This is a genomic window from Brevundimonas sp. (assembly GCF_032017145.1).
GTDB lineage: Bacteria > Pseudomonadota > Alphaproteobacteria > Caulobacterales > Caulobacteraceae > Brevundimonas.
The window spans coordinates 22,490-34,574 of the sequence record NZ_DALZQC010000024.1 but is presented as its reverse complement, the minus strand read 5'-3'; the positions used below and the strand labels follow the sequence as shown (position 1 = coordinate 34,574).

At 68.6% G+C, this 12,085-nt stretch carries 8 protein-coding genes; 4 read left to right on the top strand and 4 right to left on the bottom strand.

Translation table 11 applies throughout. The annotated features are described in order from the left end of the window. Positions 1–1,434 (top strand): carboxylesterase family protein (locus RTU05_RS06315; protein WP_312596659.1); only part of this gene is annotated, 1,434 nt, incomplete at its 5' end. A gap of 121 nt (positions 1,435–1,555) precedes the next feature. Here the strand turns inward: RTU05_RS06315 and RTU05_RS06310 are convergent. Then, positions 1,556–3,631 (bottom strand): TonB-dependent siderophore receptor, encoded by a 2,076-nt coding sequence (locus tag RTU05_RS06310; RefSeq protein ID WP_312596657.1) that lies wholly within the window; start codon positions 3,629–3,631, stop codon positions 1,556–1,558. Between the two features lie 104 nt (positions 3,632–3,735). On the opposite strand from RTU05_RS06310, the gene RTU05_RS06305 reads away from it, so the two are divergent. From RTU05_RS06305 to RTU05_RS06295, 3 genes are read left to right on the top strand one after another with little or no spacing between them, the layout of a single operon-like run. Next, positions 3,736–4,923, top strand: a complete 1,188-nt coding sequence (locus RTU05_RS06305) for an ABC transporter substrate-binding protein (protein WP_312596655.1) — start codon at positions 3,736–3,738, stop codon at positions 4,921–4,923. Then, entirely contained in the window at positions 4,920–5,963 is a 1,044-nt protein-coding gene (locus tag RTU05_RS06300) for an iron ABC transporter permease (RefSeq protein ID WP_312596653.1), read from the top strand. Before RTU05_RS06305 ends, RTU05_RS06300 begins: the two co-directional genes overlap by 4 nt. Then, positions 5,963–6,967, top strand: coding sequence for an ABC transporter ATP-binding protein (locus RTU05_RS06295; protein ID WP_312596651.1), 1,005 nt, complete (start codon positions 5,963–5,965; stop codon positions 6,965–6,967). Before RTU05_RS06300 ends, RTU05_RS06295 begins: the two co-directional genes overlap by 1 nt. A gap of 256 nt (positions 6,968–7,223) precedes the next feature. On the opposite strand, the gene RTU05_RS06290 is transcribed toward RTU05_RS06295, so the two are convergent. From RTU05_RS06290 to RTU05_RS06280, 3 genes are read right to left on the bottom strand one after another with little or no spacing between them, the layout of a single operon-like run. Further along, a complete protein-coding gene (locus RTU05_RS06290) occupies positions 7,224–8,117 on the bottom strand; it encodes a LysR substrate-binding domain-containing protein (protein ID WP_312596649.1) in 894 nt (297 codons plus the stop codon). A 52-nt stretch (positions 8,118–8,169) separates the two neighbouring features. Beyond that, positions 8,170–9,678 carry an alkaline phosphatase D family protein gene (locus RTU05_RS06285; protein ID WP_312596647.1) on the bottom strand — a complete coding sequence of 503 codons (1,509 nt, stop codon included), beginning with the start codon at positions 9,676–9,678 and terminating at the stop codon, positions 8,170–8,172. Between the two features lie 2 nt (positions 9,679–9,680). Next, positions 9,681–11,966 (bottom strand): TonB-dependent receptor, encoded by a 2,286-nt coding sequence (locus RTU05_RS06280; protein ID WP_312596645.1) that lies wholly within the window; start codon positions 11,964–11,966, stop codon positions 9,681–9,683. Positions 11,967–12,085: the final 119 nt, after the last annotated feature.

Sequence of the window (12,085 nt, the reverse complement as noted above, 5' to 3'; positions counted from 1 at the left end):
GACGCCCGCGACTTCGGCCCGGCCTGCGTCCAGCCGACGCCGCGCGTGCAGACGATCTATTCCTCGGACCTGGGCCGAACCAGCGAGGACTGTCTGACGTTGAACGTCTGGTCGCCGACCGACGCGCAAAAGGCGCCGGTCATCGTCTGGATTCACGGCGGCGCCCTGGTCGCCGGGTCGAGCCGCGAGACCCTGTATGACGGCGCGCGCCTGGCGTCCGAAGGCGTGGTGGTGGTGTCGATCAACTATCGACTGGGCGTCCTGGGCTATCTGGCCCATCCGGCGCTCAGCGCCGAATCGCCCGAGGGGCTGTCCGGCAACTATGGGCTGATGGACCAGATCGAGGCCCTGCGGTGGGTCCGGCGCAACATCGCCGCCTTTGGCGGCGATCCCCAGAACGTCACCATCGCCGGTGAATCCGCCGGCGGCCTCAGCGTCGTCTATCTGATGGCGTCGCCGCCCGCGCGCGGCCTGTTCGCCAAGGCCATCGCCCAGAGCGCCTATATGATCTCGACGCCCGAGCTGAAGACGGCCGGGCATGGCGCCCCGTCGGCCGAGGACGCGGGCGCGCGCCTGGCCCGAACCCTTCAGGCGCCCAGCGCCCGCGTGCTGCGGTCGATGGACGCCCAGACCCTGACCGACGCGGCCGCTGTGGCGGGCTTCTCGCCCTTCGCCGTGGTGGATGGTCGAATCCTGCCCCGGCAGTTGGTGGACATCTTCGATCGCGGCGAACAGGCGTCCGTCCCAGTTCTGGCCGGGTTCAACAGCGGCGAAATCCGCTCGCTGAAGATGCTGGCCCCGCCGACGCCGTCGTCGCCCGCCGAGTACGAACGGATCATCCGCGAGCGGTACGGTGATCTGGCCGACGCCTTCCTGGCCCTCTATCCGGCGTCCGACATGGCCGAGAGCATTCTGGCGACGACCCGCGACGCCCTCTATGGCTGGACCTCCGAACGGCTGGTCCGATCGCAGACCGCGCTTGGCCGTCCGTCCTTCCTCTACTCTTTCGACCACGGCTATCCAACGGCCGACGCGGCGGGCCTGCACGCCTTCCACGCCAGCGAACTGCCCTATATGTTCGGACGGCTGAACCGCACGCCGCCGCTGTGGCCCAAGATTCCCGACACGGCGCAGGAGACGGCCCTCTCGGACGCCATGGTCGGCTACTGGACCCGCTTCGCCCGCTCTGGCGCGCCGGGAGGGGCCGCCGACGCCACATGGCCCGCCTACGGCGACGACGCCGGCTATCTCCTCATCCAGACCGCGCCCAAGGCCGCGACCCATCTGTCGCCCGGCATGTTCGCCTTGCACGAGCAGGCCATGTGCCGCCGTCGCGCTGACGGCGGACAGCCCTGGAACTGGAATACGGGCCTGGCGTCACCCGTGCTGACGCCAGCCGCCGCCTGTCGCCGGGAGATGGGCGGCGCTTCCTAAATCGTCCCGGTGCTGACGGTTGTCGGCGGGCCTTTCAGCCGGCGATTTGGCCGCCTAATCCGTGGTCATCGCGCACCGCTTCAGTAACCGGCGTCAGGCTGGGGGGCGGACAACCCGCATTCTACCACCGCCTGCTCAGCGTCAGGCGCGCGGTGCGGGGCGCCTGCGGATAGATTTGGGAGAAGCCGCCCGTGATGAAGATGGTCTCGTCGGTGACGTTGTCGAGGTTCAGCCGCACCTCATAGCCTTCGCCGAACCCATAGGCGGCGTTCAGGTGCAGCCGCGTGTAGGCCGGCAGATCGAGCGTGTTGCTGGTGGTGGCCGCCTGACTGGAGGCGTGGAAGACGCCGCCGCCGAGGGTGAGACCTTCAAGCGCGCCTTCGAAAGCCCAGGAGGTCCACAGGGCCGCCTGATGGTCCGGGACGCCGGCCAGCCTGTTGCCGACGATGAAGCTGTCGGTGTCTTCGACGATCTGGCTGTCGCTGTAGGCGTAGGAGGCGACGATGGTCCACGGATCGAGCGGTCGTGCCGACACTTCCGCCTCGACGCCCCGCACGCGGATCTCTCCGGCCTGGATGACCAGGTTGAAGTCGATGGGGTCGGCGACGACGGCGTCGGTCTTGGTGATCTCGAAGGCGGACAGGGTGAGTTCGGCGCGGCCGTCGAAGGCCAGCGCCTTGGTCCCGATCTCGAACTGCTCGCCTCGGGTGGGCTTGGGCGTCAGGCCGCTATCGAGCAGGCCGGCGTCCCCTTCGTTGCGCGAGGAGCGGGCCCAACTGCCGTAGATCGACCAATCCGGCGTGACCAGATAGGTCAGGCCGGCGCGCGGCGAGAAGGGCCGATCGGTGCGGCTGACGCCCGGGTCGAGGAAGTCCGCGGTGAAGGCGTAGGTCCGAACCTCCTCCAGCCGTCCGCCCAGCAACAGGCGCCAGTTGTTCCAGGCGATTTCGTCCTGAACATAAAGGCCGGTGGAGGTGTATTCGTAATGGCTGTCGCCGACCGGAAGGTAGGACGTCGGGCGTCCGGTGCGGATGGGATTGAGCAGGTCGATCGGCTGGCCATAGGCGATCTGGCCGTTGAGATAGGACAGGGCGTCGCGGCTGTGATCGAGGCCGATCAGCAGCCGGTGGGCCAGGGGACCGGTGACGATCCGGCCGTAAAGCTCGGCCTGGAGCGTCAGATCATCCTGGGTCTCGTCATAGCTGATGAAGCTGCGGTTGACGGTCGTGCCGGATAGGGGCGGGAAGCCGTAGTTGAAGAACTGCTCCTCGGGCACGTCCACCGCAGAGACGAAGCCGCCCAGCCTCAGGCGCCAGTCGGCGTTCAGGCGGCGGTTGAACTCCAGGCCGGCGACCCATTGCTCCTTCTTTATCCGCATGAAGTCCTCGCCGTAGTTGCGGCTGACCGGCTGATCGAGGAAGGCGGCGTTGGCGCCGAAGCCGCGGTCGAAGGCGGCGTCGCGCTTCAGATACTCCAACCGGGCCAGAAGGTTGGTGTCGGCGTCGGGGCGCCATTCCACGACCGGCGAGATGTAGAACTGCGTGTTGTCGACCAGATCGCGATAGCTGTCGGCGTTCTCATAACCGACGTTCAGGCGCGCCAGCACCTTGCCGTCGGCGGTCATCGGCGCGTTCACGTCCAGACCGCCGCGCCAGTAGTCGTGCGAGCCGCCGACGACGAATGCCTCGCCGCCGGACCAGCCATAGGGGCGTTTGGAGACGAAGTTGACGACGCCGCCCGGCTCGAAACGCCCGTAGAGGGCCGATGCGGGGCCTTTCAGAACCTCTATGCTTTCCACGCCCTGCAGGTCGATCTCGGGCTGGCTCACCGACTGGCGGAAGCCGTCGCGCAGGGTCGAGATGTTCTGGAAGCCGCGAATGCGGAAACGCTGGTTGCCTGAGAATCCGATGGTCCGCTGGACCCCGCTCACCGTCTCGGCGGCCTCGCCGATATTGGAGACGTTTCGCAGATCCAGCAGTTCGCGCGACACGATGTTGATCGTGAACGGCGTCTCCAGAACCGGGGCGCCCGTCTTGGTCGCGGTCTCGCCGGGCACGCGGCCGAGCGGGCGGCCGAAGACCGTGATGGCGTCCAGTTCGACGGCCTCGTCGTCAGCCGTGATGATCGGCGCTTCCTGGGCCAAGGCCGGCGTGGCGAGAAGGGCGGCGAGGCTGGCGGTGGCGAGAAGCGGTTTCATGGGTCCCCCGGACGAAATGGTCGGGCTTGTTATGCTATAACATTGTGTTTAGTCACCCCTGGGGACGGATTTTTCTGTCTCACACCGGACAGGGGCGGCGAGACATGCTGAGACGATCATTCCTGCTGGCCGCCGGCGCTTCGGCGCTCTCGGCCTGTTCGGACGGCCAGGCGGCGCGGCCTGAGGCGGGCGGCGCCGATGGGACGCCGATACCCCTCAAACATGCGCGCTATCTCAAGCTGGAGCGCCACGACGGCTACACAGTGGCGCGACTGCGGGCGCCCGTGGCGGATCAGAGCGGCGGCCAGGCGCAGGAGCAGGAGGCCGTGCTGGTGCTGGCGCCGCGCGAGGGCGCCGAGCCGCGCTTGCCCCCCGCGTTGCGGGACGCGACCGTTATCCGCACGCCCGTGATGCGGATCGCCGCCAACGCCAGTTCCGACGAAGCCTTCCTGGGCCAACTCGGCGTCAAGGACCGGCTGGTGGCGGTGGGCGGCCGGGTGTCTTTCGACGACGATGTGCGGCGCGGCGTCATAGAGGGCCACATCGGCCAGATTGGCTACAACTGGCACGCTCCGCCCAATCTGGACGTGCTGCTGGCCGCCCGGCCGGACGTCTTCCTGATGCGCCTGTCCGACCTGGCCCATACGCCCGTGCTTGATCGGGCCCGACGCCTGGGCGTGATCGTGGCGCCGACCTTCGCAGAGGATGAGCCCACCTATCTAGGACGGGCGGAATGGATTCGACTGCATGGATTGCTGACCGGGCGGGAGGCCGAGGCCGAGCGTCTGTTCGGCCAGATCGAGGCGAAGGTGGAGGCGCTGAGGGCGGCGGCCGCCCTTCGCCCCGCCGTCCCGATGCTGTGGGCCTATCCCGCCGGCGGCGATCGCTGGGTCGCCACCGTTCGTGGAGCCGAGCAGGCGTATCTTGCCGACGCGGGGGGGCGCAACCTGCTGGCGCGGCCGGAAGATCCGCGCAAATGGTCTTCGGAAACCCTGGCGACCGAACAAATCCTGCCGGTGGCGGATCAGGCCCAGGTCTGGATCGTCGGCGACCTGCACGCGGCCCCGCCGCGCAGCACGGTGGTGGAGGGCGTCTCGCCGGCGTTCCGCACCAACCGGTTGTTCGCCAATACGGGGCGCAGCAATCTCTCGGCCAACGCCTATGACTGGTACCAGACCGCCTTTGTCCGGCCCGACTGGGTTCTGGCGGACTTCGTGAAGGCGCTGCACCCGGACCTGGTCAGCGAACCTTTCCGCTTCCTCAAGCCTGTCGCTCGGGGCGCCTATCGATGACCTCCGCCTTCGCGCGGCCCGCGCTCATCGCAGGGGCTCTGGCTCTTGTTCTCCTGCTCGCGATCCTGGCCAGCCTGATGATCGGTCAGGTGATGCTGAGCCCCGGCGAGGTCCTGTCCGGCCTGGGCGCCGTCGGATCGGGGTCGATGGAGACGCGCATCGTCGTCGATCTTCGTCTGCCCCGGGTCCTGGCGGCCGTGATCGGCGGCGCGGCCCTGGGTCTGGCCGGGCTGCTGATGCAGACGCTTTTCCGCAATCCGCTGGCGGACGCCTGGTCACTCGGTCTGATGGCGGGGGGGCAGTTCGGCGCCGCCCTGGTCATCGTGGCCGGCGCAGTCGTCGGGCCCGGCTTTCTGATGGTTCTCACCGGGTTCGCGGGCCTGGGCGTCGTGGCCGGTTCGGTCCTGGGCACGCTCGGCGTGGCGATGGCCATGAGCGCCATGGCGCGCCGCGTGGGGGCTGTCACCCTGCTGGTCCTGGGCCTGATGCTGGGTTTCCTGGCCCAGGGCCTGATCAGCGTCTTTCTGCACTTCACCAACCGCAGCCAGGGACGGATCTTCGCGGCCTGGAACGACGCCACCTTCGCCAATGTGGTCTGGGGCGATTTCGTCACCCTGGCGCCGCTGTTGGCGCTCGGCCTGTTCGGAGCCGTGGTGCTGGCCAAGCCTCTGACGGCCCTTCTGCTGGGCGATGTCTATGCCGAGAGCCTGGGCGTGAACGTGCCGCGCCTTCGCCGGCTGGTGCTGGGAACGACAATACTGCTGGCGGCGCCCGTGACCGCCTTTTGCGGTCCCGTGGCCTTCGTCGGCCTGATCGTGCCGCATCTGGCGCGCGGCCTGATCGGTTCGGCGCGGATCGGGGCGCTGATCCCGGCGACCGCCTTAATCGGAGCGGTTCTGGCTCTGGCGGCGGATCTGGTGGTTCACCTGCCGTGGGAACAGCACTTCCTGCATCTCAACGCCATACTGGCGCTGATCGGCGCGCCGCTGGTGATCCTGCTGCTGCTGAAGTCGCGCAGTCTTCGCGGCGGGGAGGGCTGATGTACGCGATAGACGCTCTGCGGATCGGCTATGGGCGAAATGTCCTGTCGACGCTTGACCAGGTCGTCGTCGAACCCGGCGAATTCATCTGCCTGCTGGGGCGAAACGGTCAGGGCAAGTCGACCCTGCTGCGGACATTGGCGGGCTTCATCCCCGCTGTCGACGGCGAGGTCCGCCTGGACGGGCGGCCGGTGCGCCAATGGCCCGCCGCCGAGCGAGCGCGCAAGGTCGCGGTGGTCCTGACCGACCGGCCCCAGGTCGGCGCGCTGCGGGTCCACGAACTGGTGGAGATGGGCCGTCAGCCCTACACGGGTTGGACCGGCGCGCTTTCGAACGAGGATCGCGAGATTTGCGAAAGCGCCTTGAAACAGGTCGAGGGCGAACATCTGCGCGAACGGTTCGTCGACGGTCTCTCGGACGGCGAGCGCCAGCGGGTCATGATCGCGAGAGCCCTGGCCCAGCGTCCTCAGGTCATGCTGCTGGATGAGATCACCGCCTTTCTGGACCTGCCCAGTCGGGTGACCATCACGGCGACCCTGCGTCGGATCGCCCGCGAGACCGGCGTCTCGATCATCCTGTCCAGCCATGACCTGGAGCTATCGCTCAATGCCGCCGACCGCATCTGGCTGTTGCCGGGCGAAGGCCGCTTCATCGATGGCGCGCCTGAGGATGTCGCCTTGTCGGGCGCAATCGGCGAGGCCTTCGATCAGGCCAATCTGGCGTTCTCGCTGACGAGCGGCCGGTTCGAAACGCGTGGAAGCGCCCGCGGGACGGCCTTCATCGAAGCGGAGGGCGCCGCGTCGATCTGGCTTCAGCGGGCCGTCGAGCGTATCGGCTTCGCCCGCGTCGGGAGTGAACAGGGCGCGGACATCGTCATCCGCAGCGCGGCGGAGGGGTTTGTGTTCGATGGAAGACGCCATTCCTTCATCAGGGACCTCGTCCGAGCCATCGACCGTCGGGATCCGACGGATCGCAGCCAGGTCGGTGCGGACGCCGCACCGTGAATTCGAGGCTCTGGCCAGAAGAAGGCGCGGATCGACCGGACGCTGCGAAGGTCCGTAACAGGGTGGGGTCCGCCGCGTCTGAACCGCCACGTCGCGGGCCTTCGGCTTCAATGCCGCGCTTGGCCGGCGACTCGGTCACGTCCTGCAGGTTCAGCGGTGTCGTTACGGCGATAGAGGCTCCATGAAAGGCGCCTGAGATCAGGTCTTCAGGCGGCGTGCGGTTGAGACAGGTCGGTGTTGGACGTGACCACCCGCGTCAGCACGTCAATTGCTCGAACCTTTTCACGGACTCCGCGATCTGGCTCCTGGTCCAGTCCACAAACAGTCTATCGACGGTGCGCGTGGGGCGAGCCGATGGATGGAAGAGGGCGTAGGAGAGGCCCAGGGGACGCGCGTCGGTTGAGCAGACGCGCAGCCGTCCGCTGGCCAGAAAGGGCTCGGACAACAAGGGGGTGGCCAGCGCGACGCCCAGGCCGGCGGCCGAGGCTTCGTACATCATGTGCAGGGTGTCGAATGAGCGGACATGGCGCGGCGGCGCGCCCAGCCAGCGCCGCCAGAGATCCTTGGGCCGATGGACCGAGACCAGCGGGAAATCGCCCAGCGGATCGCCCGATCGCGGCGGCGTCCGGCCGTTGGCCAGCCGTTCCGGGCACACGGGCACGGCGGTCACGTCGAACAGGGGAAGCGTCTCGAGGCCGTTTGGCGCGACGCGACCGCCCCATATGCCGATATCCGCCGCGTTCGACGTCAGGGCGTCGAAGCCGGCCCCGACCACCAGTTCGACATCGACGCCCGTCTCCTCCAGCAACTTGGCAAGGCGCGGAAGAAGCCAGATCGAGGCGAAGGAGTGGGAGGCCGTCACGCGCAGCCGTCCGCTGCGGGGCGCGGCCATGTCGTCGGTGGCGTCGGTTATGGTCCGCAGCCCTGGCTCGACCCGCTCCAGATAGCGCAGGCCGGCGGCGCTGAGGACCGGCACGAGACCGGACCTGTCGAACAGGGTGACACCGAGAAACTCTTCCAGACCGGCGATCCGTCGGCTGACGGCCGACGGGCTCAGCGCCATGTCGCGGGCGACCGCGCGAAAGCTTCCGCCCCGCGCCGCGGCGACGAAGACCTCTACGGATTCCAGCGGCGGCGCCTTGCGAAGCATGAGGCGACGCCGATAGCACCGCCGCATCACCGACATGCGTCAGTCCGGCGACCTACACCGGACGCGCGCCCGGCCGCCCGGCCTCGACCGCGAACCGTCCGGCGCTGCGACAGGCGCTGTTGGGATCGGTCAGATCGTCCACGGCGCGCAAATCCGCCGTCAATCGCGCGCGGTCGAAGTCCAGCAGGACATAGCCCGCCCGTCGATTGTCCAGATGCCGAACGTGCGGGTTCAGGGCCTTGGCCTGGCCGAACAGGGATTCGGGCCCGTTGCGCGAGGCCAGGCAACTGGTGACGAACTCCGTCGCGACCGGCGGCTGATCCGGCCTGGCGAAGTCGCCCAGCACATCGTTGACCCAGAAGGAATGGACGTCGCCGCTCAGGATCGCCGGATTGGGCTTCTGCGCCAGAGCCGCCAGAACGCGGTCGCGACTGGCGGGATAGCCGTCCCAGATGTCCGAATACCGCGCCTCGGGCCCGTTCGGCAGAACCAGGCGCGAAAACAAGGTCTGTTGCGCCAGCACGCTCCAGGTCGCCCCGTCCCGCGCCAGACTGTCCTTCAGCCAATCCTCCTGCGCCTGTCCCAACATGCTGGCCGCTGGGTTCAAGACGGTGGAGCAGTCGTCCAGAATTCGGCCGCCCAGATGGTCGGCGGCGGGGCAGGGGCCGGCCGTCCGGTGCTGGCGCGTGTCCAGCACATGGACGGTGGCCAGGTCGCCAAAGCCGAAACGCCGGTACAGACGCACGCCCCCGTCGCGCCGCAGGGCGCTGGGCCGCAACGGCATGTGCTCGAAATAGGCCTGATAGGCCGCCGCCCTTCGGCGCAGGAAGGCGGCCGGATCGGCGGTGACCCTGGCGGTGTCGCCGCCGTAGTCGTTCTCGACCTCGTGGTCGTCCCAGGTGACGATGAAGGGCATGGCGGCATGGGCCGCCGCCAGGTTGGCATCCGTGCGGTACAGGGCGTGACGCGCGCGATAATCCGCCAGGGTCATCGGCGGGGTGGCGCCGAAGGCGCGGACGTCGGGGCCTTGGCCGAACGACTTCTCGTAGATGTAGTCCCCGACCTGCAGAACGGCGGCCGGCGCCGCCGCGATCATGTCGGCATAGGCGCTGAACCAGCCGTGCTCCCAGTGCTGGCAGGAGGTCAGCGCCAGGCGCAGACGCTCCGGCGCCGTCGGCAAGGTCGCCGTGCGCCCCGTGGGGCTGACCGCTCCGCCATGGTGAAACCGATAGGCGTAGGATCGCCCCGGCTCCAGTCCCGCCGCTTCCAGGTGCACGGCGCCGCCGCGCGCCTGGCGCGCGACCGCCCGACCGCGACGGACGATGCGGCGGAAGCCGTCGTCCTCGGCGACCTCGAACCCGACCTCGGCGTCCGCCGCCAGGTCGGGGATGCGCGTCCATAGGACGAAGCCGTCGCTCGAAGGTTCGCCCGAGGCCACGCCCAAGGGAAAGGGATAGGCCGATGGGTCGGCGCCGTAAGCGCCCGCCGTCGCGACCCCGGGCGTCAGGAAACGGTGGGCCGCCAGACCCAGGGCGACGGCGATCAGATCGCGGCGGTTCATCTTCAGAACCGGGCCGAGGCGCGGATGAAGAAACTGCGTCCGTTCACGCCCAGCGGCCTCTCTTCGCCGGTCGGGAAACTGCCGCCCGTGGCGGCCAGGCTGGCGGCCGGCCATTCCAGTTCCTGGGGGCGTACGTCGCTGAGGTTCTGAACGCCGCCCTCCAGCGTAAGGCCGGGGCGAACCTCGTAGGTGGCGGACACATCGACGGTGTAGCGTCCGTCGAAGGTCTGAGGCGCCACCAGCGGCGCCGAGACATAGTCGCCGAACACGGCCGTGGACAGCTGGACGGACAGGGGGCCGCGCGACAGCACCGCCTGGCCCGTGATCTTGTACTTGGGCTGGGCCTCGGTCAGGAACAGGATGGACTTGGTGTTCAACAGCGGCAGGGTCGGCAGCACGGGATTGGCGCGCTGCCTGTCCAGGGCCGAGTCGAACCGACCGTAACCCAGGTTCAGGCTCAGGGCGGTCCGATCGTCCAGATCGCCTCGCCAGCGGGCCATGATTTCAAATCCCTTGGTGGTCGTGTCCACCGCATTGGTGAAGAAGCGCGCCTGCTGGAAGTTGGTGATGCCCGCCGCGCGCAGCACCGCGACGACGGCCGCGCCCGAAAGCTGCTCGCTCAGGGCGATGCGGTCGTCGATGCGGATGTCGAAATAGTCCGCCGTCGCGCTGAAGCCGCGCCAAGGCCCCACCACGACGCCGGCGCTGAGATTGCGGCTGCGTTCGGGCTTCAGATCCTGGGCACCCAGGGCCTTGGCCACCGGGTCCGACACCGGCAGGGTGCCGACCGTCACCAGTTGCCCGGCAGAGGTCGCGCCCTGGATCGCGCTGAAATACTGCTGCTGCAGCGACGGCGCCTTGAACCCCGTCCCGGCCGAGGCCCGCACCGCCAGACCCTCCGTCACGTCCCAGCGCGCCGTGGCCCGATAGGTCGTATCGCCGCCGAAGTCGTCATAGTGGTCGTAGCGCGCCGCCAGCCCCAGGAAGATGGATGCGACGGGACGAAGCTCCATATCGACAAAGGCGGCCTGGGCGTCGCGCCTGGCGTCGGTGGGATTGCGCGGATTGAAGCCGGCGAAACCGTCGGCGCCCAGTCCGAAATAGGCGTCCGGCTCGCCGTTGCGGATCGCATAGGTCTCGTGGCGCAACTGACCGCCGAGCGCCAGATTGCCGCCCGCCATCAGAGCCAAGGGCCGATAGGCGGTCGCGTCCGTGACCCACTGCTCGTATTTCACGCCGCCGGAATCGAAGCGCGTCGGGCTGGCCGCGCCCAGCGAGGCGTTGGCCGTGTCACGGACGTCGAAGTCGGCGCCGTTGCGGCCGTAGGTCTGGCTCAGATCCAGATCGAACCCCGCCCATGCGCCGCGCAGACCCGCCGTCAGGGCGCCGTCCCATATGGTCGGCTCGATGATCGGCAGAAAGCCGTTCGGCCAGGCGGCCGAGAAGCCCGGAATGCGGAAGCCGGCGGCGTTGTTCGACACCTTGTGCGTCAGCGTGCCGAAGCCGTAGATTTCCACGCCGCCCAGCGGCAGGGCCGCGTCGAAGGCGGCGGACTGGGCCGAACTCTTGGGATCGCCGATGCGATAGGTCACCCGACCGAACCGTTGGTCGACATGGGCGCGATTGGTCGCGGCCTGACCGCGAGCCTCGGCCGACAGGGTCAGATGGCCGCCGTCCCCGATGGCGAAACCGATATGGCCGCCCGTGGCCCAGGTTTCGCCGTCGCCCTCTCCGGTCACCCCGGCCGAGGCGAAGGCCGCGCCGCCCCCGGCATTGGATTTCAGGATGATGTTCACCACCCCCGCGATGGCGTCCGAGCCGTATTGGGCGGCGGCGCCGTCGCGAAGGATCTCGATCCGGGCGATGGCGCTTTCGGGAACGGCGTCCATATCGACCCCGGCGGAGCCCCGGCCGATGCTGTTGTTGACGTTCAGCACGCTGTTGGCGTGCCTGCGCTTGCCGTTGACCAAGACCAGAACCTGGTCCGGCGCCAGACCGCGCAGGGTGATCGGCCGGGTGTTGGCGGCGGTCGCCGTGGTCGCGGCGCGGGCGAAGTTGACCGACGGCTGCAACTGGTTCAGCGCGCGGTTCAGATCCGTATAGCCCGTGGCCTCCATCGCCTCGGTCGAGACGACGTCGATCGGCGTGGACGCCGCCAGGGCGCTGCGCCCGGCGGAACGGGTGCCGGTGACGACGATCTCGCCGACCTGTGTCGCATCGTTGCTCTGGGCTTGGACAGCCTGCGCCACGGCGCTCAGGCTGACGGCGGCGATTAGCGCGGTCTTCATTCGATATCCCCGGAAGTTCCGGAGCCGACTACCCGGTTCGCGAACGGGCCGTTATCGCCCGATCCGGCACGCCTGTTGCGTGCAAGGCAACACGGCGATCGGATCATGGGCGAGAACGG